Consider the following 25,614-nt stretch of genomic DNA (forward strand, 5'->3'; position numbering starts at 1 on the left):
CTGCGGCGTGGGGCGCTCGGACACCGGCGCGGTCGGCTGGGGCGGCGCAGAGCCGTCGGCCGGCCATGCGCTCTCCCCCGCCGGCGTGGCGCCGATCGAGGGGTCGCCCACCGGGATCTTCTCGGTGGGGGTCACGGCCGGTGTGGCCTTGGTCAGCGGCTCGTCGGCCGAAGTCCACTCGTCGTCGTTGCTCACTGGCCCCGGTCTCCTATCAATCGTGCGGGGTCGTCGGCACGGGCGACGCGAAGGTGCGCCGATTGGCGCGCATCCCCAGCGTCTCCCGAGCCTGCGCAGCACCGGCGAGGTCGATCCGGTGGATCCCCGTCGCCGGCGTCTCGCCGTACTCGTCGTCCACCAAGGTACCGAACGGGTCGACGATCCGGCTGCGACCGACGCCCGTCGGCGCGCGGTGCCCGGCCGCGTCGGGCGGCGGCGCCTGGTCGACCGCCACGATGAACGCACCCGAGTCGAGCGCCCGCGCGGCGGTGAGCGTGCGCCACTGCTCGACCTTCCCCGGTCCCGCGCCCCACGACGTCGGCACGGCGATCACCTGGGCCCCGGCGTCGGCGAGGGTCCCGAAGAGCTCCGGGAAGCGCAGGTCGTAACAGGTGGCGACGCCGAGCCGCGCCGTCGACCCGTCGGCCAGGGGCAGGTCGACGACGAGGGCCTGCGATCCGGGCTCCACGGTGGCCGACTCGGCAAAGCCGAAGGCGTCGTAGCAGTGGATCTTGTCGTAGCCCGACGTCCGCCCGTCGCGGTCGACGAGCAGGACGGTGTTGCGGATCCGGCCGTCGGTGCCGGGGGTGAACATGCCGACGGCGACGGCGAGGCCGTGGTCGACGGCGAGGTCGCGGACGCTCGAGGCCCACGGGCCGTCGACTGGCTGGGCGACGTCGCCCAGCGGGACCCCGAAGCGGCACATCGTGGCCTCGGGGAAGACGACGAGGTCGGCGCCACCCCCGGCGGCCCGGCCCACCTGCTCGGCGACCGTGTCGAGGTTGGCCGACGGATCGGTGCCAGCCGTGATCTGGGCCATCGCGACGCGCATGACGCCCAGCCTAGGCCGCTACAGGTTCTTGTCGATCCAGTCTTTGGTGTACTCGGCCTCGGCGCGGAACAGGTCGACCAGGTTGACCAGCATCAGCTGCTCGAGCTTGCCGTTGATGAACGGCACGAACACCTTGACCTCGGTGGTCTTGCGGATGGTGCAGCCGGTGTCGGTGGCAAACAGCTCCTGCACGCCGGTGAGCGACCCCGGGCCGGCCGGGATCGACGCCTTGTAGCTGCCGCTGGTCACGTCGTCGGGGTGGAAGACGCCGAAGGACTCCTCCCGCGTGATGATCATGTCCTTCATCATCACGGTCTGCGCGATCGGTGGCAGCTGGTCGCGACCGAGGGTCTGGTGCAGCACGACGCGGTACCCGACGGACGGATCCGCGGTGAAGTCGCCGACCTCGCAGTGCGGCGAGATCATCTGGAACCCCGCCATCATGTCTTCCCAGTACTTGAGCTGCATCTGCGCTTCGTAGAGCTTTTCGGCGGGCTGGGGGTAGCGGGCCGAATAGCTGAGCCGTCGTGCCATGTCGGTCAGGCTACCGTTACCGGTTGCCGGCCTCCCAATCCACCGTCGCGTCGCGCTCGGCGTCGAGCAGCTTGTAGAGCTGTTCGCCGATCGCGCTCTCGATCTTCCCGCCCACCAGCGGGATGCCGACGGACACGGCGGCCGAGTAGCGCGTGGACGACGGGTCACCACTGCTGACCTGGGTGCCCTTGATCGACGCGGGGGCGCCGTCGACACTGGCCTCCAGGTCGCCGTCGACGTCGGCACCGTTGCGGCGCAGCACGGTCCGACGCGGGATGACCAGGTCGCCGCTGCGGATCTTGGTGACGACCGACGGCAGCTTCTCCTCGTCGACGACCTGCTTGCAGACGACCGTGACGGTGTCGCCGTCGCGGGAGAAGGACTCCAGGACGCCCTTGTCCCCGTTGATCGCCGCGAGCAGGTCGCGCCAATACTGCTCGGTGGTCACGACCGCCCAGAGGCGGTCGGTGCTGAACGGGTAGGAGACGGTGTGCTCCATGTTCGTTGCCATGAATCCATCGAAGCACATGTGCGCTAGCGTCATTAGCCGTGACCTCCCCGACGATCGCCGATCTGACCACGCTGCGCCTGGGCGGCCCGGCCCGTGAATTCGTCGAGGCCGCCGACACCGACGCGCTGATCGCCGCGCTCGATCGGTTCGCCGATGCCGGCGAACGGGTGCTGGTCATCGGCGGCGGGTCGAACCTCGTGGTCGCCGACGCCGGCTTCGACGGCGCGGTCGTCCGCATCGCCTCGTCGGGGGTGGAGTTCTCCACCGTCGACGGGCGGCCGGTGGTGACGGCCGACGCCGGGGTCGAGTGGGACGCGCTGGTGGCGCGCACCGTCGCCGAGGGCTACGGCGGCCTGGAGTGTCTGTCCGGGATCCCCGGCTCGACCGGCGCGACGCCGGTCCAGAACGTCGGCGCCTACGGCGTCGAGATCGCCGACGTGCTGCGGGAGGTCGAGGTCTACGACCGCCGGTCGCGCACGCTGGAACGGGTGGCCCCCGCCGACCTCGACCTGCGCTACCGCCACTCCAACCTCAAGCACCGGGACGAGCGGATCGTCACTCGCGTGTCGCTGTGGCTGCGCCCCGGCGGCGAGTCGGCGCCGCTGGCCTACCGCGAGCTGGCCCGTGCCCTCGGCCGCGCCGAGGGGCAGACCGCCGACGCCGCCCGGGTGCGCGAGACGGTGGTGGGACTGCGCCGCTCCAAGGGGATGGTCTTGGATGCCGACGACCCGGACACCTACAGCGCGGGGTCGTTCTTCACCAACCCGATCGTGTCCGCGACGGAGGCGGCCGCGGTCCTCGCGCAGATCGCCGTCGTGGTGGGCCCCGACGTCGTGATCCCGCAGTTCCCCGCCGGCGACGACGGCACGGACACCAAGCTGTCGGCGGGCTGGCTCATCGAGCGCGCCGGGTTCGCCAAGGGGTACCCGGGAGCCGACGCCCCGGTGCGCCTGTCCACCAAGCACACGCTGGCGCTGACCAACCGGGGATCGGCGAGCACCGCCGACCTGATCGCCCTCGCGCGCGACGTGCGCGACGGGGTGCGGGCGAGGTTCGGGGTGACGCTCACCCCCGAACCGGTCTTCGTCAACTGCCGGCTGTAGGGCCGCTCTTCTTCGGCGCGGTCTTCTTTGCGGCGGTCTTCTTCGCAGCCGTCTTCTTGGCGGGGGTCTTCTTCGCAGCCGTCTTCTTGGCAGCCGTCTTCTTGGCGGGGCTCTTCTTGGCGGCGGTCTTGGTCGCCGGAGCCTTCTTGGCGACCGCCTTCTTCGCGACCGGCGCGGCGAGCCCGATCACCTCGTCGAGGACCTCGTTGAAGGCCTCGGACGCCTCGATGCTGAGCATGTGGCCGATGTCGTCGAGCACGACGTGGCGGTGCAACGAACCGACGCGGGCGATGATGTCGGCGATCTCCTGCGAGTGCACCGGCGGCAGCAGCCGGTCGTCGCTGCCGTTGATGACGGTCGTCGGCACGGTCAACGCGGCGGTTCCGGTGCGCAGGTCCATGCCGACCATGCCGTTGCCCAACAGGCCGCGGGCCACCGGCGGACAGGAACTCGCCATGTCGTCGACGAACGCCACGTGCGAGCCGCGCGCGTCGTCGGTCATCGTGATGTAGCGGATCACCTTCGCGCCCGCGCGCGTCCGCGGCAACGGAACGGGCGTGCTGGCGAACAACACGCCGGTGAGGTGCTCGAACGGCTTGGCGTAGGCCGGGACCGGTTCGACGAACAGCTTGTGCCGGCCGAGGATGTCGGTGGCGGCGGTGGACTCCAGGATGACCGCGGCGATCCGCTCGTTCACCTCGTCGGGGTGCTGATCGGCCCACGCCTGGATCGTCATGCCGCCGAGGCTGTGGCCGACCAGGATCGCTTTGCGGCCCGTCGGCACCGTCGCGGCGAGAACGGCCTCCAGGTCCGATCCCAGCAGTTCCGGCGACGGCCGGGCGCGCCCGAGACGGGACTCACCGTGCCCGCGCTGGTCGTAGACGACGATGGTGCGCTTGCCGAGCAGGTGGTTGACCTGCGGGTTCCAGTAGTTGGTGTTGCACGTCCAGCCGTGGATGAAGACGACGATGTCGGAGTCGTCGTCGGGATCGTCGGCCGGGTAGGTCAGGACGTTCAGCTCGGCGCCGTCGGCGGTGTGGACGTGGGTGCGGCGCGCTGCGGCAGCGGGCGGCGCGAGGGCCGGGTCGGGTCCGTCGGGGGCGATGGCCGGTCCGCGCATCCCCTCGGCCAGGGTGCCGCCGAGGAGGCGGAGCACCCCTGCCGCCGTTCCCCCACCACCGACGAGGGCCGCTGCTGCCAATACTCGCGATAGTTTCATGGCTGTCCATCCTGCTCCGCGCCGTCGACGGCGCTGCTTGCGGGGTTGTCGGATTCGAGGATCCTGGTGACCTCGCCGAGGGCACCGGAGATCTCGCGGTCGAGGGCCTGGGTGAACGAGCTGTCGACGATCTCGTGGGCGAGCGGGCGCACCTGGCGGATCAGCTCGGAGATCTTGTCGACCTGCGAATCGTCGAGGTCGAGGATCTTCTCGTCGATAAACCGGTCGGTGATGATGGAGACGAAGCTGTGGGCCACGTCGTCGAGGTCCTTCTGGACGCGTTCCCAGACGTCGAGCAGGACGTCGATGTCCACACCGCCCTTGACGAGGGCCTCCGCACCGTCGAGCAGCTCGGGGTTCTTCACCACGAACTCGCCGCCGTGCCTGGCCAGCAGCCCGAGCTTCTGGCTGACCGCGATGGTGCGGTCGCTGGCGTTCAACGACTTGCGCAGCTCGGTCATGGTGATGGTCGCGACGCGCTTGATGTTCTGGAATCGGCTGCGTCGGGTGCTGCCGCGCAACACGTGCTCGACGGTCATGCCGTGGTGGGCGGCGTTGAGCAGCTCGCTGATCGTCGCGAAGGTGTACCCGCGCTCGAGCATCCGGGAGATGAGGTTCAACCGGACCAGGTGCTCGTCGTGGTACCAGCCGGTCCGCCCCTTGATCTCCGGCGGCGGCAACAGCCCGCGGTCCTGGTAGACGCGGATGTTGCGGACCGACACGCCCGACGCTTGGGCGAGGTCGTTGATGCGGTAGTCGGCCACGGTGACGTCAGATTCCTAGAGTTTCCGGAACCAGCGTCGATTCTGGACCTCGTCGACCTTCGGGCGCACGTCCACCAGGTAGACGAGCACGGCCACCAGGCCGACCAGGCAGATCATCCCGACGATCGGGCCGCCGAGGCCGCCGGCGACGCCGAACAGGCCGAGGAACAGCGTTGCCAGGGCGAGGATCCCGACCCAGAACGCCTTGGACTGGCGGTCGACGGCGGTGAAGGCGTCGGGGCGCTGGACGGCGGCGTGCACCAGCGCGAGGACCGCCCCCAGGGCGGCGATGATCCACAGCGCGTACAGCACGTACTCCTGGGCGGTGCCCATGGCCTTGACGAAATCCACGCCCCAACTCTATGCGAGAGCGGGGCGTGGACTTCGTCAGACTCGGCCGGGTGGCCCTACTTCTTCGGCGCGGCCTTCTTGGCGGCGGCCTTCTTGGCCGGAGCCTTCTTGGCGGCGGCCTTCTTCGCCGGAGCCTTCTTGGCAGCGGTCTTCTTCGCCGGAGCCTTCTTGGCGGTGGCCTTCTTGGCGGCGGCCTGCTCGGCCTCGGCGACCTTCTTGGCCTGCTCACCCGGCAGGTTGACCAGCGCGGCGGCACGCTCACCGACGGTCTTGGACTGGTCGGAGATGGTGCCCAGTGCCTCTTCGGTCAGACCGCGGGCGTCGTTGTAGACCTTCTCCAGCTTGGGGAGGTTCTCCTCAACGAGCGGGTACTCCTTCAACTTGTCGACGACCTCGCCGCGACGCTCGGTGAGCGAGTTCAGCACACCGGCGGCGACGGCCAGGTAGCTCTCGGCGACCTTGCGCAGCTCCTCGGGGCTGAACTTGGCGCGCAGCTCGTCCAGGTCGGTGGGCAGCTCGACGGGCAGGGCCGACAGGCGCTCCTTGGCCTCGTTGAAGCGGGCGACGGCCTGCTCCCAGGTCTCGTCGAAGCGGTTCTGCGCGGTGCCGCGGGTGTCCTCCAGGCGGCTCTGCGCCTGCTCGAGGGTGGCCTCGCTGCGCTCGCGGAGCTGGTTCAGCACGGCGGTGGCCTGCGCGACGGCGTTGTTGAAGGGGTTCTCGGTCATGTCGGTTCTCCTGGTTCTTTCGGTTGCTCGGAGGTCTTATTCGGCGTGGTTGGCCTGGTTCTCGTTACGGAAGGACTCGTAGATCTCCAGCAGCATCTGGCGCTGCCGCTCGTTGATCGACTCGTCGGCGATCAGCGCGTCGCGCACCGGCGAGGCCGGCCGCTCTTCGAGGATCCCCGCCCGCACATAGAGGACCTCCGCGGAGACGCGGAGCCCCTTGGCGATCTGTGCGAGCACGTCGGCCGACGGTTTGCGCAGCCCGCGCTCGATCTGGCTGAGGTACGGGTTGCTCACCCCTGCGCGCTCCGCGAGCTGTCGCAGGGACACCTGCGCGGCGACCCGCTGGGATCGGATGAACCCACCGATGTCGGACGCGGCATTGGCCACCGCATCGGTTGCCGCACTCGCCACCGCGTCGATGGTGGTGGCGTTGTCATCCGGCGATGCCGGCGACGTTTCAGCCGTGTCGTTTGTCATTGGCGATCCACCCGCTTTCGGTCGACCGACCAAGTATCGCCCACCCTGCTAGCAAATGCAAGCACGTTGTTAGCAAGGCCACACTGGCTTCAGAAAGCCTGGTGAACCCGCAGGTCAGTGGAAGATCAGCACCGAAATCGTGTAGATGGCCAACCCGGCGAGCGCACCCACGACCGTGCCGTTGATCCGAATGAACTGAAGGTCGCGGCCGACCTGGAGCTCGATCTTGTCGCTCGTCTCCTGGGCGTCCCACCCGCGGACGGTCTCGGTGATGACCGAGATGATCTCCGACGCGTAGTTCGTCGCGACGTGGTTGGCCCCGCGCCCCACCCAGCTGTTCATCTTCTGCTGCAGCGGCTCGTCGTCGCGGACCCGCTCGGCGACCTGGATGACCGCGTTGGTGATCGAGTTGCGCAGCGTGTTGTTGGGGTCGTCGAGCATCTTCTCGATGACGCCCTTGCCCGCCTTCCACGCCGACGACGCCGCGCCGGTCACCTCGTCGCGGCCGACGAGCTCGGTCTTGAGGCCCTCGAACTTCGCGATCGTCTCCGGGTCGTACTGCAGGTCGTTCGCGAACTGGGTGATCGCACCGATCACCGCCCGGCGCAGTTCGTGGTCGGAGTCGCCGGCCACCTTGGCGGTGAACTCGACGAGCTCCTTGTAGATCTTGTCGCCGACGAAGTTCGCGGCGAACTTCGGCATCCACTGCGGACCGTCGCGGTCGATGAGCCGGTCGATCAGGTCCAGGCTGCCCAGCGCCCATTCGTGCGCACGGTCGGCACCCAGCTGCAGCATCGGCTCGAGCCGGTTCTCCTCGACGAGCTGCTGCAGGATGCGGCCCACCGGCTGCGACCACTCGGGCTCGGCGGCCCACTTCACCGCGGCCATCAGGAACTGTTCGACGTCCTCGTCGTCGAGCATCTCCGACGCCAGGTTCAGCAGGCGCGACGCCTCGTCGGCCACCCGCGGCGCGTTGACCGGGTCGGCGAACCACGTCGAGACGCGGCGCGGCAGCTCGAGGCTGGTCGCCCGGTCCTCGATGAGCTGCGGGACCATGAAGTTCTCTTCGATGAAGCCGCCGAGTTGGTCGCCGATCTGGTCCTTCTTGCGCTTGATCAGCGCGGTGTGCGGGATCGGGATGCCCAGCGGGTGGCGGAAGAGCGCCGTGACGGCAAACCAGTCCGCGAGGGCGCCGACCATTCCGGCCTCGGAGGCGGCGCGCACGTACCCCACCCATGCGGCGGCGCTGCCCGGCGCGGCCTTCGCCTCCAGGTAGCGGGTGAAGAGGTAGACCGCAGCGGCGAAGACCAGGAAGCCGGTGGCGACCATCTTCATCTTCCGCAGGTCGCGCCGGCGCTGCTCGTCGGCCTCCTCGCCCAGCACGCTCAACGCGGGAGCGGACGGCGGGCGGGGCGCGACGGGAGCCGTATCGTCGTGGACCACTGGCGAACTCATACCCACCAGTCTTACCTACCGGTCCCGCGACTAGCCACGTAACTCGCGCGGCGCCTGGCTTAGGGTGGGCAGATGTCGTCCGACGAGAAACGCATCGCCCTTGTCACCGGAGCCAGCCGCGGGGTCGGCGCGGGCGTCGCCACCGCCCTGCGCGACGCCGGGTGGCAGGTGTACGGAACCTCCCGCCGCGGTACCGGCCCCGAGGGGACGGTCGCACTGGAGGTCGACCACGCCGACGACGAGGCGGTGGCGGCCGTCTTCGCGCGCATCGCCGACGAGACCGGTCGACTCGACCTGCTGGTGAACAACGTGTGGGCCTCCCCGCCGGGGTTCGCCGGGTTCACCGAGAAGTTCTACGAGCGCCCCGTGTCGGATTGGGATTCGCTGATCGGCATCGGCCTGCGCGCCCACTACGTCGCGGCCGTGCACGCCGCACAGGTGATGGTCCCGCAGGGCAGCGGTCTCATCGCGTCGACGTCGTCCTTCGGCAGCCGCGGACACCTGCACTCGGTGCTCTACGGCATCGGGAAGACCGGGCTGGACAAGATGGCCTTCGACATGGGCCACGAACTCGAGGGCACCGGCGTCACCGCGGTCTCGCTGTGGCTCGGGCTGATCCGCACCAAGCTGCTGTTGAGCAGCGGCCTGACCGAGTTCGCCGGCTTCTCCGTCGACAAGGCCGAGGATCCCGAGTTCGTCGGGCGCGTGGTGGCCGCCTTGGCCGACGACCCGGAACTGCCGTCTCTGAACGGCCACACCGTTGTGACGGCCGAGTACGGTGCCGCCCACGGCCTGACCAACAACGACGGGACGACCGTCCCCGATCCGCATCGCGCGGCCTTCGGCGGCGGACCGCTCTTCCCACCCGCGACCGACTGACGGATTGAGGAGTCACCGATGAGCAAGTCCGACTGGACCGCCCCGCCGCGCGAGGCCCTGCGCGCCTCAGTGGTCGGGCCGATCGCCGACTACGACCCGTCGTCGACGCCGGGGTACTCCGGCGACAAGGACTCCGGCGCCAAGGCGCTGGTCGAGCGCGGCGCGGTGCTGGCCGACCTGCAGGAGAAGCTGTTCGCCAACGGTCGCTCCGGTGACCATCGCAACGTGTTGCTGGTCGTCCAGGGGATGGACACCGCCGGGAAGGGCGGCATCGTGGCGCACGTCGGCGGGCTGTGCGACCCCCAGGGGTTGGCCATCACCGGATTCGGTAAGCCGACGCCCGAGGAGCTCTCCCACGACTTCCTGTGGCGCATCCACAAGGCGCTGCCGCCGGCGGGGAAGATCGGCATCTTCGACCGCAGCCACTACGAGGACGTCCTGCCGGTGCGCGTGCACAACCTCGTGCCCGAGTCGGTGTGGTCGCAGCGCTACGACATCATCAACCAGTTCGAGCGCGAACTCGTCGACGCCGGGACGACCGTGCTGAAGGTCGCGCTGGTGGTGTCCAAGGACGAGCAGAAGAAGCGGTTGACCGAGCGGCTCGACAATCCGACGAAGTACTGGAAGTACAACCCGGCCGACATCGACGAGCGCGGCTACTGGGAGGACTACCTGCAGGCCTACCAGGCGATCTTCGACCGCACCGACAACGACCACGCACCGTGGTATCTGATCGGCGCCGACCGCAAGTGGTTCTCCCGCCTGGCGGTGTGCGAGCTGCTCATCGACGCGCTCGAGCGCCTGGATCTGAGCTGGCCGGCGCCGACCTTCGACCTCGAGCACGAACAGCGGCGCGTGGCCGACTGCTGATATCCGCCGAGCGTGCCCAGTTTTCCGCCGAGCGTGCCCAGTTTTCCGCCGAGTGGGCGGTCAATCTCGCCGAGTGGGCGGTCACAATCGGTCGAACGGCGTCGCGTAGGCGAATGTTCCGTGCTCCCCCGTCGTAGGCGGTTAGCGTCCGCACCTGGAAGTGGTCGCCCCACTCCGCGTCGGGCGCGACGATTCTCAGCGTCGATGCGGGCACGAAGCCGAGTCGCCCGTAGTATCCGAGGTCGCCCAGCAGCGTGCCCGACGACGCGACCGTCGACGACGGCGGTCAGCGACAGCTCCGGAATCCGCCCAAGGTCGGCACGGAGGTCGTCGACAAGCCCAGTCTCGACGGGTTCATCACCCGACGTGGCATCGGCGAATGCCTGAGCGACGACACCGCGAATGGCGGCGACATCGCCGTGCAGCTCGCGACGGATGACCCACCTGGGTATTACCGCCCACTCGGCGTTAGATCACCGCCCACTCGGCGAGAATTGGCGCCCACTCGGCGAGAATTGGGTCAGTCGTCGTCGCGAGAGGCGATCCGACGACGTTCCCGACGCGCGGCCGCGACCATGTTCCGCAGCGACGGTTCGAGCTGCCAGTAGTGGCGCGTCTTGAGCCCACCGTCGGGGTTCACCCACAGCCGGTCGGGGTCGATCGCCTTCGTCGCGCGCTGGATCCGCTCGTCGATCTCGTCGATGTCGGGGATGAGCGCGCTGCGACTCTCGTAGACGCCCGGTCCGACGCCGTGTGACAGCGCCGTGCCGTGTTCGGCGAGCTGCTTGAAGACCCAGTCGATGTTGCGCGTCGCGACGATCGACACGACGTCGGCGTCCATCGACTCGAAGGCCTCGACGACCCGCCCGATCGACGAGTACCCCAGGTGCGTGTGGATCTGCGTCTGCGGCTTCGCGCCCCCGACCGCCAGCCGGAAGGCGTTGACGGCCCAGTCCAGGTATCCCTGCCGACCGCGCTCGCGCAACGGCAGCAGTTCGCGGATCGACGGCTCGTCGACCTGGATTATTTTGATGCCGGCCTTCTCCAGGTCGGCGATCTCGTCGCGCACGGCGAGCGCGAGCTGCTCGGCGGTCTCGTACAGCGGCTGGTCCTGCCGCACGAAGGAGCGCGCCAGCATCGTGACGGGCCCGGTCAGGATCCCCTTGACCGGCTTGTCGGTCAGCGACTGCGCGTACGACGTCCACTCGATGGTCATCGGGTGCTTGCGCTTGATGTCGCCGTAGATGATCGGCGGCCGCGCGCAGCGGGAGCCGTAGATCTGCACCCAGCCCTGGTGGGTCGCGACGTACCCGTCCATCAGCTCGGCGAAGTACTGGACCATATCGTTGCGCTCGGCCTCGCCGTGCACCAGGACGTCGAGCCCGATGTCCTCCTGCAGCTCGATGACGCGCTTGATCTCCTCGCGCAGCCGGTCGGCGTACTCCTCCCAGGTCAGCCGCCCCTGGCCGTAGTAGTACCGCGCCCGGCGGACCTCCTCGGTCTGCGGGAAGGACCCGAGCGTCGTCGTCGGCACCGGCGGCAGCCCGAGCTCCTTGTCCTGCAGCGCCTTGCGCTCGGCGTACGGCATGCGCTGACGCTGGTCGGGCCGGATGTTGGCGACGCGCTGGCGCACGTCGTGCTTGAGCTTGAAGTGGACGGTCGCCGGACGGGTGTACCAGTGCTCCGGCGCCCCGTGGGTGATCGCCTTGGCCAGTGCGACGACCTCGGCGACCTTCTGCTTGGCGAAGGACAACCGGTCGGCGACCTCCCCGGGCAGATCCGGCTCGATGAGGACGTCGACGGGCACGTGCATGAGCGAGCACGACGACGACACGACCAAGTCGGGGATGTGCTCCTTGATCTCCAGCAGGAAGTCGAGCTTGCCGCCCTTGGCGGCCTTCCACACGTTCCGACCGTCGATCACGCCGGCGTAGAGGCGCTTGCGCTTGAGACCGGGGACCGCCGCCAGCTCGGCCGCGGTCATCGGCTCGCTGACAAGGTCGACGCCGATGGCCTCGACGTCGGTCGACGCCAGGATCGGCAGGGCCTCGCCGAGGTCGCCATACGGTCCGGTGACCAGAATGCGCGGGCGCACCGATCCTGCGCTGAGCTTGGTGTACGCGTGGCGCAGCGACTCGAGGTCGTCGGCGGTGCGGTCGCTGGTGAAGCACGGCTCGTCGAACTGGACGCACTTGGCGCCCTGTTTGGCCAGCTTCTCCAGCAGCTCGACGTACACCTTCAGCAGGTCGTCGAGGCGGTCGATCGGCGCGAACCCCTCAATCGAGCCGGGCGCCGCCTTCGACAGCAGCAGCAGCGACGTCGGGCCGAGCAGCACCGGTCGCAGCTCGATCCCCTCGGCCTTGGCGCGCTTGTGCTCGTCGAGCAGCGCCTCCGCGTGCAGCGAGAACGCCATGTTCGGGGAGATCTCGGGCTGGCGGTAGAAGTAGTTCGTGTTGAAGAACTTGATCAGCTCGAGCGGCGGGTGCCCGGGCTTGCCGCGCGCCATCGCGAAGTAGAAGTCGATCGGCTCGAGCTCGTCGGCCAGATCGGCGAAGCGCGGCGGGACCGCCCCGAAGACAACCGCGGAATCGAGCACGTGGTCGTAGTACGAGAAGGTGTTGCCGGGCACCTGCTCCAGGCCGGTCGCGGCCAGCTCGCGCCAGGTGCTGTCGGCGAGCTCGCGCCCGGTCGCGAGCAACTCGTCGCGACCGACACTGCCGTGCCAGTACCCCTCGAGCACGTGCTTGAGCTCGCGCCGGGCGCCGATTCGGGGGTATCCCAGGATCGACGAACCGTATTCGATGCCGTCCGGGCTCGTCATGGCCTGCAGGCTACTTCTTGTTGTTGGCGTCGTACTGGTAGAAGCCGTGACCGGACTTCTTGCCGATCCGCCCGGCCTCGACCATGCGCAGCAGCAGCGGCGGCGGCGAGTACAGCGGCTCCTTGAACTCCTCGTACATCTTGTCGGCGATCGCCTTGACGGTGTCCAGGCCGACGAGGTCGGTGAGCTTCAGCGGCCCCATGGGGTGGGCACAGCCCAGCACCATCGCCTTGTCGATGTCCTCGACCGTCGCGAAGCCGGACTCCACCATGCGGATGGCCGAGAGCAGGTAGGGCACCAGCAGGGCGTTGACGACGAAGCCGGAGCGGTCGGCCGAGCGCACGACCTGCTTGCCCAGCACGTCGCGGGCGAAGGTCTCGGCGCGCTCGGACACCTCCGGGCTGGTCATCAGCGTCGTCACCAGCTCGACGAGCGGGAGCACCGGCACCGGGTTGAAGAAGTGCATGCCCACGACGCGGGCGGCGTTCTGGGTCGCCATGCCCAGCTTCATGATCGGGATCGACGAGGTGTTCGACGCGAGCACGGCGTTCGGGTCGGTGACGACCTTGTCCAGCTCGGCGAAGAGCGCGGTCTTGACCGCCTCGTCCTCGAGCACGGCCTCGATGACGAGCTGCCGGTCGGCGAAGTCACCCAGGTCCGAGGTGAACCGCAGGCGCCAGGCGGCCTGCTCGCGCTCGCGCTCGGTCAGCTTCCCGCTGGAGACGCCGCGATCGAGCGACCGCATGATGCGGGCGCGACCGGCGGCGGCCAGTTCACGGGTGGATTCGTAGACGAGGACGTCGACGGAGGCGCGCGCACACACCTCGGCGATACCGGCGCCCATTTGGCCGGCACCGATGACACCGACTCGAGTGATCTTCTGGCTTGCCATGGGACGGCTCCTCAAAAAAGCTGGGTGGGGTGGAGATCTAGGAGTGAAGTTGTGGGGGAAGAAGACAGCCGGGGCGGTGACGGCGGACCGTCACCGCCCCGGCTGCTCGTGCAGTGCTCTTCAAGCAGGGCGGGCGAGCCCGCCCCGAAGGGCAGTTCCTAGTGGAACTGGCCCTCCTCGGTCGAACCCTTCAGCGCCGCGGTGGACGTGTTCGGGTCGACGGTGGTGGCGATCTTGTCGAAGTAGCCGGCACCGACCTCGCGCTGGTGCTTGGTGGCGGTGTAGCCGCGCTCCTCGGCAGCGAACTCGCGCTCCTGCAGGTCGACGTACGCCTTCATCTGCTCGCGGGCGTAGCCGTGGGCCAGGTCGAACATCGAGTAGTTGAGGGCGTGGAAGCCGGCCAGGGTGATGAACTGGAACTTGAAGCCCATGGCGCCCAGCTCGTTCTGGAACTTGGCGATGGTGTCGTCGTCCAGGTGCTGCTTCCAGTTGAAGGACGGGCTGCAGTTGTAGGCCAGCAGCTGGTCCGGGAACTCGCTCTTGACGGCCTCGGCGAACTTCTTGGCGACCTCGAGGTCCGGCTTGCCGGTCTCCATCCAGATCAGGTCCGCGTACGGGGCGTAGGCCTTCGCACGGGCGATGCAGGGGTCGATGCCGTTCTTGATGCCGTAGAAGCCCTCCGAGGTGCGGGTGCCGTCCAGGAACGGGCGGTCGCGCTCGTCGACGTCGGAGGTCAGCAGCGTGGCGGCCTCGGCGTCGGTGCGGGCGATGACGACGGTCGGGGTGTTGGCGACGTCGGCGGCCAGACGGGCCGAGGTCAGCGTGCGGATGTGCTGCTGGGTCGGGATCAGCACCTTGCCACCGAGGTGGCCACACTTCTTCTCCGACGCGAGCTGGTCCTCCCAGTGGGTGCCGGCGGCACCCGCGGCGATCATCGCCTTCTGGAGCTCGTAGACGTTGAGGGCGCCACCGAAGCCGGCCTCACCGTCGGCGACGATCGGGACGAGCCAGTTGTCGACGGACTTGTCACCCTCGACGGCCGCGATCTCGTCGGCGCGCATCAGGGCGTTGTTGATGCGACGCACGACGGCCGGCACCGAGTTGGCCGGGTACAGCGACTGGTCGGGGTAGGTGTGGCCCGAGAGGTTCGCGTCACCGGCGACCTGCCAACCCGAGAGGTAGATGGCCTTCAGGCCGGCGCGCACCTGCTGCACGGCCATGTTGCCGGTGAGGGCGCCCAGGGCGTTGATGTAGCTGTCGTCACCCTTGGTGACGCCTTCCCACAGGATCTCGGCGCCGCGGCGGGCGAGGGTGTGGTCCTCGACCACGGTGCCCTGCAGCTCGACGACCTGCTCGGCGGTGTAGTCGCGCGTGATGCCCTTCCAGCGAGGATTGGTGTCCCAATCCTTCTTGATCTCAGCGGCGGTACGGGGCTTTCCGACGTTGCTCATTAGTGCGTTCGCTTTCTCTACTTACGACAAAGGCCGATCGGGATTGCAAATAATCCGATGCCTCTAGGCGGTGCCTGCAGCCAGGGTGCCACACAACAAACCCGCAGGTCCAATCGTTGTAGCGTGCAAATTCGGGCTATCTTTTGGCCGAATTTTGCAAAGTTTGCGAAACTGGTGGTGTGAAAGTTCGGTGGCCAGCGGAAAAAAAGTACGCGCGTACTGGGATTTCTTCCGGGTGTGCCCGTGCCTGCCGTCGCCCGGCTGCCGCCCGATCGGCCCGCGCCGGGGTGCGACGCGACCGCGGGCTGTGTCCGGGCTCACACCGGGCGGCGACGGCCCGGCGGGTGGCTCACGCCTTGCCGGCCGCCACGAGCGCCTTGCTGAACACTTCGACGAACTCCTTGTCCGACATCGGCGGCGAGACGTCGGGGAAGGGCTTGGCAAACGGGGTCGCCTGGCCGGCGACGGTCAGCACGATCGTGAAGCGGTTCTTGGACGAGTCCTTGCCGGGGCTGTGGGTCGCGGCGTATCCGGCGAAAGACACCGCCCGCGACGTCGCGCCGTCGGGCATGGTCGTCGTGGTGTCGGTGCGGACCACCAGCATCTGGGTGATCGACAGTCGGCCGACCTGGCCGAGCTGTCCGGGCCCCTTGCCGTCGAGCACCGGCGCGACGAGCTTGCGCTGGTCGGCGGTGATCACGGCACCGTCGCGGGTGCCCCCGACGATGGTCGTCTTCGTCGTCGCGCACTTGCCGGTGCGCTCGCGCTCGTCGGCGGTCAGGTCACGGGCGCCCTCGAAAACGACGTTGGCCAGCGTCGCGTCCATGCTGCGCGCGGTCAGCGCGGCGGCGTTGTCCTGCGTAAGCCGCTTGTTCATGTCGGCATCGGCGGTGGGTCGGCACTCGGCCGGCGCGACGGTGGCCTTGGCCGCCAGGGCCAACAGCTCGTCGTTGCCCGACTTGAGGCCGGCCACGGTCGTCGGCACCGGGTTGAAGCCGCTCGGCAGGTCCGTCGGCGCGAGCAGCATCGCGCCCGGCTCGGGGGGCGTCAGGTTTACCGTGGAGGAACAGCCCACCAGCCCGGCGATCACGAATGCCACGGCGACCGCCGACCATGCTCTTGGAGAACCCATGCGCGACACCGTACCGGGCCGACGATGACCGACACACCCGTGCGCGCCAAAGCCGATGCCGACGCGAAGAAGTCGGGCCCGCAATACGTGGGTTCACGACTCAAGCAGCTGCGCTCCGAGCGCGGCCTGTCGCAGGTGCGCCTCGCCGCGGACCTGGGCATCTCGCCGTCGTATCTGAACCAGATCGAGCACGACACCCGGCCGCTCACCGCCGCGGTCCTGGGCCGCATCTCCGAGGTGTTCGGCGTCGACGCCCAGTTCTTCGACCCGCAGGACGACATCCGCCTCGTCGCCGAGCTGCGCGAGGCGCTGATCGAGGAGCACGTCGAGGCACCCGAGTCGGCCACCGCCCCGCAGGAGCTGGCCGACATGGTCGCGGCGCACCCGGCGATCGCCGAGGCGGTCGTCAACCTGCACCGCCGCTACCGCGTCGCGACCGATCAGCTGGCGGCCTTCACCGACGAGCGCGGCGACAGCAGCATGCGCGGATCCATCAGCGCCCCGCACGAAGAGGTCCGCGACTTCTTCTCCGCGCACCACAACTACTTCCACGACCTCGACGTCGCCGCCGAGGAGATGGTCACCCGGATGCGCATGCACTCCGGCGACGTCCGCGCGGAGATCGCCAACCGGCTGGAGACCGTGCACGGGGTCAACATCGTGCGACGGGTCGACCTCGGCGACGACGTGCTGCACCGCTACGACCCCGGCACCCACCAACTCGAGGTGTCGGCGGCGCTCGGCCCGGGCCAGCGCACCTTCAAGCTCGCCTCCGAACTCGCCTACTTCGAATACGGCGACCTCATGCGGCAGATCGTCGACGAGGCCAACTTCACCTCCGACGACGCGCGCTCCCTCGCGATGTCGGGGCTGGCGAACTACTTCGCCGCCGCCGCGGTGATGCCCTACGAGCAGTTCCACGGCGCCGCCGAGGACTTCCGCTACGACATCGAGCGCCTCTCGGCGTTCTACGCGCTCTCCTACGAGACGATCTGCCACCGCCTGTCGACGCTGCAGCGACCGAACCTGCGCGGCATCCCGTGGTCGTTCGTGCGCGTCGACCGCGCCGGCAACATGTCCAAGCGGCAGTCGGCGACCGGCTTCCACTTCTCCGCCAGCGGCGGCACCTGCCCGCTGTGGAACGTGTACGAGACCTTCGGCTCGCCCGGCAAGATCCTCACCCAGGTGGCCCAGATGCCCGACGGACGCGACTACTTCTGGGTGGCGCGCACGGTCGAGCGACGGGCCGCCCGCTTCGGCCAGCCGGGCAAGACCTTCGCCATCGGCCTGGGCTGCGAACTCCGGCACGCCGGCCGGGTGATCTACTCCGACGGACTGGAGATCGGCCCCCAGGCGCGCGTCACGCCGATCGGTTCGGGCTGTCGTGTGTGCGAGCGGACGCAGTGCCCGCAGCGCGCCTTCCCCCCGCTCGGTGTCCCGCTCCACATCGACGAGCACCGCAGCAGCATTTCCCCTTACGGCACCTGACCCGACCTTCCGCCAACCGTGCCCAGATTCTCGGCGACTGCGCCCAGATTCTCACCGACTGCGCCCTCAATCTGCACACGCCCGTCGTCGCACCGGCCCTATCCTGTACGCACGCTTCACGACTGCGCATGGGGGGCAGGACATGGCGAGACTTGTCTGGGCGCTCGTCGCTGCGACGACGATCGGTGCCTCGCTGTGCGCACCGGCCGCTCGGGCCGAACCGTTCAACACCGCTCCGGCACCTCCAGCAGTGCGCGACTTCATGAACCATGTGGCGCCGCCGCCGCCGATTCCCCACCCCCGCCGCCTCGACCCGCGGGCCGCCGACCCGACCTTGGATCGACGAACCCAAGATCTGCGGGCGGCATTGCTCCCCTCCCCCACCGGCGACCGCTTCTTCGACCACTGGCCGTCGAACCTGGGCGCACTCTCCCCCGGAACGGTCATCGCGGCGCGGCGCGTCACCCCGACCGCCGGCGCGGTCCTCGGTCAACCTGTCCGGCGAGCGGTCCTCCTCAAGTTTGCGACGCGCGACTCCCACGACGCGCCCTCCTTCGGCACGGCGACGCTGCTCTACCCGACTGCCCGCTGGTCCGGGCGCGGTCCGACTCCGGTGCTCGTCGACGACGTCGCGATTGATTCCCTCGGCGCGCGCTGCACACCCGGATACGCGATGTCGCACGTGCGCGATGGCGGCACCAACGACCCCGACCGCGTGCCGCCGACCATCCAGTGGGCACTCGACCGTGGCTTCAAGGTCCTGGTCCCCGACCATCAGGGCGCGCGCATGGCCTACGCCGAACCGATCGCCGGCGGCCGCGTCGTCCTGGATTCGATCCGTGCGATGCGCGGCCTCGACCGCCAAACGCAACGACTGCACGTCGTCGACGCACCGTTGGTCATGTCCGGCTTCTCCGGTGGTGCCATCGCGACGCACGGTGCGGTCAAGCAGCTCGACGACTACGCGCCCGACCTCAAGCCGCTGATCAGGGGCACCGCGCTCGGCGGCATGCCGGCGGACTTCGCACTGCTGCCCGGCTCGATGAACGCGACCTGGGCGACCGGCGTCCTACACGTCGCAACGCTCGGCATCATCAGGGAACGGCCCGAGCTCCTCGCCGACGCCAACGACTTTGCGCAGTGGATGGCGATGTCCCCGATCAAGGACTCGTGCACCACGCCGGCGGGAATGCTGGGACCGACGCTGTGGCCGATGCAGCTCATGTCCCGGTCCGGCGACCCCTTCCACTCGAAGCTGGCCACGGACCTGTACCGCGTCACCGCGATGCGCGGTCGGCCCGCGGGCACACCACTCTTCGTTTACCACGGGCGGTTCGACTGGTGGGTCCCCGCCGCCGGCGCGCGTGGATTCGTCGACGACCAGTGCCGTATCGGGGTACCGGTGACCTTCCACGAGTTCGGCGCCGAGCATTGGACCAGCGCCTTCGTCGGCTTCCCCGACGCCCTGACGTGGCTCGACTCCCGCGTCCGCGGCACGCGGTTCACGCCGTCGCCGATCCCCCGCGTGATCCGCCACTGTTCCTAACGGCGGCTCGTCACGACGGGCCCGCACCCACGCGCAATTCCTGAGTGAGAAACCTGGTCTGCTCGCCGATGGCGACGTCGAAATACGGGTCGAGGTAGATCCCGAAGTGACCGGTGGGCATGCGGTGGAGTTCGGCCCTGTCCCCGAGCTTTGACGCGGCGTCGAGGGTCGGCTGCACCGGCGTCAGGTCGTCACGGTCGCACGCCCAGAACTGGATGCGGCACGGCAGCCCGTCCAGATGCGAAACCGCCCGGAAGACCGGCAGCGTCGCGAAGTCCCGCAGCCCGACCCGGTTCTTCCACTCCGGTCCGGCGATCTGGCTCAGCTGCGCCCAGGATTCGTCCGACGCGTACGCCGCCTTCGCGCCGGCCGGTCCGACGGCCTGTACGTAGTACGGCTTGCGACGAAGGATCGCGTGCGCGACGTCCCGCGAGACACTCGCGACCAGCCATGCCTGCATCGTCGGCGACGTGTTCTTGACGATGAAGCGCAGCGTCGCGAGGTTGTCCAGGTTGGGCACCTGCGCGACGACCGCACCCACGCCGCCATCCTTGGTCGCCGCGGCGACGACCAACCCACCGGAATACGACGTCCCCCACAGTGCGACGCGCCGCGGATCGGCCGCGTCCAGCGCGCGGGCAGCGGCAATCGCCGCCTCCCAGTCACGCAGCTGGCGGGTCACACTCACGACCTCGCGCGGCTCGCCCTCGCTGTCGCCGAAACCCGAGTAGTCGAAGACCACGGCGTGGAAGCCGGCGTCGGCGAAGCGTTCGGCATACCGCGCGAGGCCGCTGTCGCGGGTCAGGCTGTAGCCGTGCGCAAGCACGACGACCGGCGATCGACCGTCCGCGTCGACCAGTTCCGGCGAGGGTGACGGCGGGTAGTGCCATCCGGCGAGCACGTGGTCGTCGCACGCGATCTCGATGTCGCGCCGCGCGGGACGGTTCTCGACTGCCATGGTGACCAACTCTAGGCGCGCCACGTGCGAAGCTGGACACCGTGGACTACACCGGACCACTGCCCGATTGGGCCGACCCGCGCCTGGTCGTGCAACTCGAGGGCGACGACGAGTATCTGGTCATCGACCACAACCCACATACCTACCCGGGCCGGCTCGGCCTCTACAGCCTGCGCGACGGCCTCAGTGTCACCGCCTTCCCGAGGGACGTCGTCCCCGCCAACGACTTCGCGGCCGGCTGGCTCGCCGGCTACATCGTCGGCAATGAGCCCGACGCCTACGACGATGTCCTGCCCGAGAGTCGCATCACCCGCGAGCGCGACTTCTACGCCGAACACCAACACCCCCTCGACGAGACCATTGCCGGGGTCGCGTCGATCAACGCGCGGGCGATCAACGTCGAGGAATCCACAGACGCTGCCGAATACCAACGGATTACCGACCTACTTGCCGCTCTGGCGGCCCGCGAACCCTTCCGCTCGGTCAAGGGTTGGGTCTGCGTTACCGATTGGCGTGAGTCGTATCCGCTGGCCACCGTGGGCGACGTCGAGCGAGTCTTTCGCTCCTTGAACAACGGCTACGTTTTCGACGATCCGCTTTGCGACCGAGTGATACACGTCGCCAACGACGACGGCGCCGCTGCGTCCCGCCACGGCACGATCGAATTGATCGTCAGGTTCTGCCCTGAGGCATACGGCGAAGCCAGCGTGACAATCAATCTGGAAATGACGATCGACGACGAGTCGATGACGGCCATCGCCATGGCGATCGTCGATTCCTACCGCCCCGACGTGGTGACCGTATCGACGGCCCCACACGGCGACGACCATTTCGAATCCCGGATCGACGACGTCTACGTCCACGCGCCTGGCGCGCCGGTTTTTCTATCCGCGCGGGCCGTCGCGGGCCTCGATGGGCCGAACTCGGGCAGAACGCCGGAACCACCCGTACGCTGACCCGAACGACCTGCCGATCTGCGACAGACGGAGACCGATGACCACCGCCACCCCGACTGCGGGCCCGAACTCGATCTCGGTGACCCGGCGCAATTGGATCTTCGTGACGATCATGATCGCGATGCTCCTGGCCGCCCTCGACCAGACCATCGTGTCGACCGCCCTGCCGACCATCGTCGGCGATCTCGGCGGCGGCGGCCACATGAGTTGGGTCGTCACCTCGTACATGCTGGCCGAAACGGTGTCGGTGGTCCTCGCCGGCAAGTTCGGTGATCTGTGGGGCCGCAAGAACATCCTGATCATCTCGATCGTCGTGTTCATCGTCGGCTCGTTCTTCTGCGGGCTGTCGGAGAACATGGTCATGCTGATCGCGTTCCGCGCGATCCAGGGCATCGGCGCCGGCGGCATCACGGTGACTGCCACAGCACTCATCGCCGACGTGATCCCGCTGCGCGAGCGCGGCAAGTACCAGGGCGCGATGGGCGCGGTCTTCGGCGTGACGACGGTCGTCGGCCCGCTGATGGGCGGCCTGTTCACCGACCACCTGTCGTGGCGTTGGGCGTTCTACGTCAACGTGCCGATCGCGGTCATCGTCGTCGCGCTGGCCCTCAAGACCATCCCGGGGCTGTCCGAGCGGGTCAAGACCAAGATCGACTACCTCGGCATCGTGTTCGTCGCACTGGGTGCGGTCGGGCTGACGCTGGGGCTGTCGTGGGGCGGCTCGGAGTACGCGTGGGGATCGCCGACGATCATCGGACTGTTCGTCGGCTCCGTCGTCGCGTTCATCGTGTTCGTGTTCGTCGAACTGCGGGCCGTCGAGCCGATCCTGCCGATGCACCTGTTCCGCAACCGGGTGTTCTCGGTCGCGTCGATCCTGTCGTTCATCGTCGGCTTCGCGATGCTCGGCTCGATGACCTTCCTGCCGAGCTTCCTGCAATACGTCCAGGGCACGTCGGCGACCGAGTCGGGCGTGCGCATGCTGCCGATGGTCATCGGTCTGCTGCTGACGTCGATCACCTCCGGCACGATCGTCGGCCGCACCGGCAAGTACAAACCCTTCCCGATCATCGGCTCGGCGGTCATCGCCCTGGGCCTGTACCTGTTGTCGACGATGGACGAGCACACGTCGATCCTGGTGACGTCGATCTACATCTTCGTGCTGGGTCTGGGCATCGGCCTGATCATGCAGATCCTGGTGCTCGTCGTGCAGAACACCGCCAACTACGAGGACCTGGGCACGGCAACGTCGGCGATCACCTTCTTCCGCACCCTGGGCATGTCGTTCGGCGCGGCGGTGATGGGCACGATCTACGCCAACCTCCTCAAATCCAACATGCCCGCGGCGATGATGCAGGCGCACATCGTCAACCCCGCCGACGTCGACACCCCGGCCAAGGTGCACGCCCTGGCCGACGACCAGCGCCAGCCACTCGTGCACGCCTTCGCCGACACCCTCCAGAACGTCTTCCTCTGGGTCGTTCCGGTGGCGCTCGTGGCCTTCGTCGTGTCCTGGTTCCTGCCGCAGCGGCCGATGCGCCAAGCCGCCAAGGAGAGCGCGACCGGTGCCTCCGAGGGGTTCGCCGTCCCCGACTCCACCACCTCGGACACCGTGCTCGAGACGATCATCGGACGCGTGCTCGCCGGCCACAACCGTCGCGACGCCTTCCAGCAGGCGCTCACCGCGTCGGGGTCCAAGCTCGACATCCCGACCGCGTGGGGCCTCATGCGAGCCGGCCTGCCGCCGCAGTACTTGGGCACCGCGCTCAGCCAGGGCGCCATCGAGCAGCGCATCGGCATCCCCGACGGCGTGCTGACGTCGTTCTACAACGGGATCGTCAACGACGGATATCTCAAGCGCGACGGCGAACTACTCGTCCCGACGGCCGCCGGTGAGAAGGAGATCCGCTCGATCATGCAGGCCTGGCGCGACTGGCTGGTCTCCCAGGTGCACGAATGGCTGCCCGACGAGGTCGACGACGCCAAGGTCAAGGCCGACGTCACCGCCGCCCTCACCCGCATCGGCCAGCGCGCGCTCGAAGAGTCCGAACTCCCCAGCGGTCGGCACGCGTTGCGGCAGTAGGCGATGGAGCCCGATTCATCACGCTGGGGAGCACCCGAGGCGCTGGGCATCGGGTCGCTCATCGGCGGCGCGGCAGGCGTGTTCCTCCTCGTGCCCCTGTCCGGCCTCGTGGAACGAACCTTCGACGTCCCGCAGCCGAATCCGGTCGGCGACGACAAGGGCCCGTTGGTCGGTTTCGCACTGCAGTGGGTCGTTGCCGCTCTCCTTGTCGCGCTACCCGGTCTACTCCTAGTCGCATCGCGACAGGTACGACTGCTGGGCGTCGGATACCTGTTGGGGTTCCTCTTCCTCGGCGGTCTGGTCGGCACCTTCTTCATCGGGATGGACCTGTCGGACTGGTCGAACTGGGATCCCTGACGGTCGAGCGTTAGGCGTACATCCGTTCGCGCAACCACTGCACCGCGGCGATACCGAGCGCTGCAAGGGCCACTAGGCGAGCATCCTCACCTGCGATGACAGCAGCGAGCATGAACGGCACCACACCAACGACGAAGCCGATGAAAGCGGCCAAGTACTTTTTCCGGTCGATCAACTTTGCACTCTCGACCATGGCCAGCATCCACCAGGCGAAGACCATCGCCGCCGCAAAGCCGCCCTGGGGGAGGAACAGCGTCGTCATCGCGCTGACCACCACGACCGCCTCCCCGATGGCGAAGGCGTAGCCATATCCCGGTCGCCGGGCGAGGATTCCATCGTCACCCGGTCGACCGAACGGCGTGTGGACCATCGTGATCACGGCAATCGCAGCGGAATAGCCGAGCAGTACAACGGCGACGATCGCCGGATTGCCAGTGCAGACCAGCACCACGCCGCTGACATACAGCACGATGCCCGCCTGCAGGATCCAGTACATCGACCGCCACGCCCGGTAGAGGTTCCGCGATCCCGTTTCCGGGTTGGTGGCCAGTCGCCCGTTGACGACCGCGACGACCGCAAACACACCCAGCACCACGAACAACCCCGCCAGGACAACCGGCACCGGATCGGGGCGGTCCGCTGCATCCGCGTACGCCAGCGCGATGGTCGACATGCGAAAAGCCTAGAGTCCGGTCGGCAGCCGCTTCGCCCCACTCACCCCGCAAACGCGTCGACGTCGCTACCGTTGACCCCCATGACCACACCTCGTATCGAACCCGGCGGTCTCCGACAGCTCGGCCTGTTCAACTGGGCCTTCTCCCGCGCGGCGTCCAAGACGCAGGGCGTCCAGGACGCGCACATCTTCTCCACACTCGGCCAGTCCAAGGGGCTGTTCCGCGGCTGGCTGTACTACTCGGCGCGGATGATGCCGTTCGGCAAGCTGTCGCGCAAGGACACCGAGATGATCATCATCCGTGTCGCACATCTGCGCTCCTGCGACTACGAGATGGACCACCACCGCAAACTCGGCAAGCGCGCCGGGATCGACGAGGCGATGATCGGGCGCATCATCGAGGGCCCCGACGCCGGGTGGGGTGATCGGGAGCGGTCGATGCTGCTCGCCGTCGACGAGATGGTCGGTTCCCGCGACATCTCCGACCAGACGTGGGCGGCACTCGCCCGCCACCTCGACAACGCCGAGCTGATCTCCTTCGTCCTGTTGATCTCGCAGTACGACTCACTCGCCACGACCCTGGGCGTCCTGCGCGTGCAGCGCGACGTCTAACACCGAGGAAGCACGGCCGGCCGATGCCGACGCTCGCACAGATCATGATGGGCAACCCGGTCGTCTCGGCCGTCTACGAGCGCGTGTGGCGGCCGGTGTTCACCCGGTTGTTCAGCTTCGGCGGACCGGGGACCGCCGAGTACGACCGTGCCTTCACCGCGTACCTCGCACGGTCGGGTGACCGGCAGATCCTCGACGTCGCCTGCGGACCGGGCCTCTACACGCGGCGGCTCGCCGAGAACCTCACCGGCGACGGACGAGTCATCGGCATCGACTTCTCCAAGGCGATGCTCGACCGGGCGGCCAGAGGGCCCCACCCGCGCACCGCGTACGTCCGCGGCGACGCCCACCGGCTGCCCTTCCCCGACGACTCCTTCGACACCGTGACCTGCTTCGCGGCGCTCTACCTGATCCCTGACCCGCTGCCGGTCGTCGACGAGCTCGTCCGGGTCACCAGGCCGGGCGGCGAGATCGCCATCTTCACCTCGGTCGAGACCCAGTTCTCCAAACTCCACACCGTGCAGGCGATCGGCGCCATCACCGGCTACCACTTCTTCAAACCGCACGAGATCCCCGACCGACTCCACCGGGCGGGCATCGCGCGGGTCGAGCAGGCGATCGTCGACCAAGGGCAATTCGTCCTTGCCCACAAGGACCAAGGTTAAGTCAGGCTAGCCAAATTAGGGTTGCTTAATTTACCGTAGGCTCATCC

Annotated in this window: 26 protein-coding genes; 10 read left to right on the plus strand and 16 right to left on the minus strand. The window is 68.4% G+C overall.

From position 1 onward, the window contains the following. From QM634_RS07460 to QM634_RS07475, 4 genes are all read right to left on the minus strand, one after another. Window positions 1-195: hypothetical protein (locus QM634_RS07460; RefSeq protein WP_415042141.1), on the minus strand; the 195-nt coding region annotated here is incomplete at its 3' end. 16 nt (window positions 196-211) lie between these two features. Beyond that, window positions 212-1,048, minus strand: a complete 837-nt coding sequence (locus QM634_RS07465; RefSeq protein ID WP_415042142.1) for a carbon-nitrogen hydrolase family protein — start codon at window positions 1,046-1,048, stop codon at window positions 212-214. Window positions 1,049-1,066: 18 nt separating this feature from the next. Further along, window positions 1,067-1,582 (minus strand): DUF2505 domain-containing protein, encoded by a 516-nt coding sequence (locus QM634_RS07470; protein ID WP_415042143.1) that lies wholly within the window; start codon window positions 1,580-1,582, stop codon window positions 1,067-1,069. 16 nt (window positions 1,583-1,598) lie between these two features. Then, window positions 1,599-2,093, minus strand: a complete 495-nt coding sequence (locus tag QM634_RS07475) for a DUF2505 domain-containing protein (RefSeq protein WP_415042144.1) — start codon at window positions 2,091-2,093, stop codon at window positions 1,599-1,601. 38 nt (window positions 2,094-2,131) lie between these two features. Here QM634_RS07475 and QM634_RS07480 point away from each other — a divergent pair, with 38 nt between their 5' ends. Next, window positions 2,132-3,196, plus strand: coding sequence for a UDP-N-acetylmuramate dehydrogenase (locus QM634_RS07480; protein WP_415042145.1), 1,065 nt, complete (start codon window positions 2,132-2,134; stop codon window positions 3,194-3,196). Here the strand turns inward: QM634_RS07480 and QM634_RS07485 are convergent. The 6 genes from QM634_RS07485 to QM634_RS07510 form a co-directional block, all read right to left on the minus strand. Then, complete coding sequence (locus QM634_RS07485; protein WP_415042146.1) at window positions 3,180-4,415, minus strand: alpha/beta fold hydrolase; 1,236 nt, start codon at window positions 4,413-4,415, stop codon at window positions 3,180-3,182. The genes QM634_RS07480 and QM634_RS07485 overlap by 17 nt on opposite strands. Continuing rightward, window positions 4,412-5,179 carry a MerR family transcriptional regulator gene (locus QM634_RS07490; RefSeq protein WP_415042147.1) on the minus strand — a complete coding sequence of 256 codons (768 nt, stop codon included), beginning with the start codon at window positions 5,177-5,179 and terminating at the stop codon, window positions 4,412-4,414. The genes QM634_RS07485 and QM634_RS07490 overlap by 4 nt, the downstream gene beginning before the upstream one ends. Before the next feature lie 15 nt (window positions 5,180-5,194). Continuing rightward, entirely contained in the window at window positions 5,195-5,530 is a 336-nt protein-coding gene (locus tag QM634_RS07495; RefSeq protein ID WP_415042148.1) for a DUF2516 family protein, read from the minus strand. Between the two features lie 56 nt (window positions 5,531-5,586). Continuing rightward, window positions 5,587-6,255, minus strand: a complete 669-nt coding sequence (locus QM634_RS07500; protein WP_415042149.1) for a heparin-binding hemagglutinin — start codon at window positions 6,253-6,255, stop codon at window positions 5,587-5,589. A gap of 36 nt (window positions 6,256-6,291) precedes the next feature. Next, window positions 6,292-6,732: a helix-turn-helix domain-containing protein gene (locus QM634_RS07505; RefSeq protein WP_415042150.1), complete on the minus strand. Its 441-nt coding sequence runs from the start codon at window positions 6,730-6,732 to the stop codon at window positions 6,292-6,294. Between the two features lie 114 nt (window positions 6,733-6,846). Beyond that, window positions 6,847-8,187 carry a DUF445 domain-containing protein gene (locus QM634_RS07510; RefSeq protein WP_415042151.1) on the minus strand — a complete coding sequence of 447 codons (1,341 nt, stop codon included), beginning with the start codon at window positions 8,185-8,187 and terminating at the stop codon, window positions 6,847-6,849. Between the two features lie 72 nt (window positions 8,188-8,259). Between QM634_RS07510 and QM634_RS07515 the strand changes: the two genes are divergently transcribed. Further along, window positions 8,260-9,066 carry an SDR family NAD(P)-dependent oxidoreductase gene (locus QM634_RS07515; RefSeq protein ID WP_415042152.1) on the plus strand — a complete coding sequence of 269 codons (807 nt, stop codon included), beginning with the start codon at window positions 8,260-8,262 and terminating at the stop codon, window positions 9,064-9,066. Between the two features lie 18 nt (window positions 9,067-9,084). Further along, the gene (locus QM634_RS07520; protein ID WP_415042153.1) at window positions 9,085-9,936 is read left to right on the plus strand and encodes a PPK2 family polyphosphate kinase; all 852 of its coding nucleotides are present in this window, start codon (window positions 9,085-9,087) and stop codon (window positions 9,934-9,936) included. 520 nt (window positions 9,937-10,456) lie between these two features. Here QM634_RS07520 and metE read toward each other — a convergent pair. From metE to QM634_RS07540, 4 genes are all read right to left on the minus strand, one after another. Continuing rightward, complete coding sequence (gene metE / locus QM634_RS07525) at window positions 10,457-12,757, minus strand: 5-methyltetrahydropteroyltriglutamate--homocysteine S-methyltransferase (protein ID WP_415042154.1); 2,301 nt, start codon at window positions 12,755-12,757, stop codon at window positions 10,457-10,459. A gap of 10 nt (window positions 12,758-12,767) precedes the next feature. Beyond that, complete coding sequence (locus tag QM634_RS07530; protein WP_415042155.1) at window positions 12,768-13,649, minus strand: 3-hydroxybutyryl-CoA dehydrogenase; 882 nt, start codon at window positions 13,647-13,649, stop codon at window positions 12,768-12,770. A 158-nt stretch (window positions 13,650-13,807) separates the two neighbouring features. Then, on the minus strand, window positions 13,808-15,100 hold the full coding sequence (aceA, locus tag QM634_RS07535) for an isocitrate lyase (protein WP_415042156.1): 1,293 nt from the start codon (window positions 15,098-15,100) through the stop codon (window positions 13,808-13,810). Window positions 15,101-15,449: 349 nt separating this feature from the next. Next, window positions 15,450-16,232, minus strand: coding sequence for a hypothetical protein (locus QM634_RS07540; protein WP_415042157.1), 783 nt, complete (start codon window positions 16,230-16,232; stop codon window positions 15,450-15,452). A gap of 24 nt (window positions 16,233-16,256) precedes the next feature. Here QM634_RS07540 and ramB point away from each other — a divergent pair, with 24 nt between their 5' ends. Together ramB and QM634_RS07550 are read left to right on the plus strand one after the other, a co-directional pair. Further along, window positions 16,257-17,720, plus strand: coding sequence for an acetate metabolism transcriptional regulator RamB (gene ramB, locus QM634_RS07545; RefSeq protein WP_415042158.1), 1,464 nt, complete (start codon window positions 16,257-16,259; stop codon window positions 17,718-17,720). A 142-nt stretch (window positions 17,721-17,862) separates the two neighbouring features. Then, complete coding sequence (locus QM634_RS07550; protein ID WP_415042159.1) at window positions 17,863-19,266, plus strand: lipase family protein; 1,404 nt, start codon at window positions 17,863-17,865, stop codon at window positions 19,264-19,266. 10 nt (window positions 19,267-19,276) lie between these two features. Here QM634_RS07550 and QM634_RS07555 read toward each other — a convergent pair whose 3' ends face one another. Further along, window positions 19,277-20,224, minus strand: a complete 948-nt coding sequence (locus tag QM634_RS07555; protein WP_415042160.1) for an alpha/beta hydrolase — start codon at window positions 20,222-20,224, stop codon at window positions 19,277-19,279. A gap of 41 nt (window positions 20,225-20,265) precedes the next feature. Between QM634_RS07555 and QM634_RS07560 the strand changes: the two genes are divergently transcribed. From QM634_RS07560 to QM634_RS07570, 3 genes are read left to right on the plus strand one after another with little or no spacing between them, the layout of a single operon-like run. Further along, window positions 20,266-21,180, plus strand: coding sequence for a hypothetical protein (locus tag QM634_RS07560; RefSeq protein ID WP_415042161.1), 915 nt, complete (start codon window positions 20,266-20,268; stop codon window positions 21,178-21,180). 37 nt (window positions 21,181-21,217) lie between these two features. Then, window positions 21,218-23,260, plus strand: a complete 2,043-nt coding sequence (locus QM634_RS07565) for an MDR family MFS transporter (protein WP_415042162.1) — start codon at window positions 21,218-21,220, stop codon at window positions 23,258-23,260. A gap of 3 nt (window positions 23,261-23,263) precedes the next feature. Beyond that, entirely contained in the window at window positions 23,264-23,617 is a 354-nt protein-coding gene (locus QM634_RS07570) for a hypothetical protein (protein ID WP_415042163.1), read from the plus strand. 10 nt (window positions 23,618-23,627) lie between these two features. On the opposite strand, the gene QM634_RS07575 is transcribed toward QM634_RS07570, so the two are convergent. Beyond that, a complete protein-coding gene (locus QM634_RS07575; protein WP_415042164.1) occupies window positions 23,628-24,290 on the minus strand; it encodes a hypothetical protein in 663 nt (220 codons plus the stop codon). 81 nt (window positions 24,291-24,371) lie between these two features. Here QM634_RS07575 and QM634_RS07580 point away from each other — a divergent pair, with 81 nt between their 5' ends. Both QM634_RS07580 and QM634_RS07585 read left to right on the plus strand, forming a co-directional pair. Beyond that, on the plus strand, window positions 24,372-24,902 hold the full coding sequence (locus QM634_RS07580; RefSeq protein ID WP_415042165.1) for a carboxymuconolactone decarboxylase family protein: 531 nt from the start codon (window positions 24,372-24,374) through the stop codon (window positions 24,900-24,902). A 23-nt stretch (window positions 24,903-24,925) separates the two neighbouring features. Continuing rightward, window positions 24,926-25,567, plus strand: a complete 642-nt coding sequence (locus QM634_RS07585) for a class I SAM-dependent methyltransferase (protein ID WP_415042166.1) — start codon at window positions 24,926-24,928, stop codon at window positions 25,565-25,567. Window positions 25,568-25,614 lie beyond the last annotated feature (47 nt).

This window comes from Gordonia sp. (in: high G+C Gram-positive bacteria), from assembly GCF_047606305.1.
Classification (GTDB): domain Bacteria; phylum Actinomycetota; class Actinomycetes; order Mycobacteriales; family Mycobacteriaceae; genus Gordonia.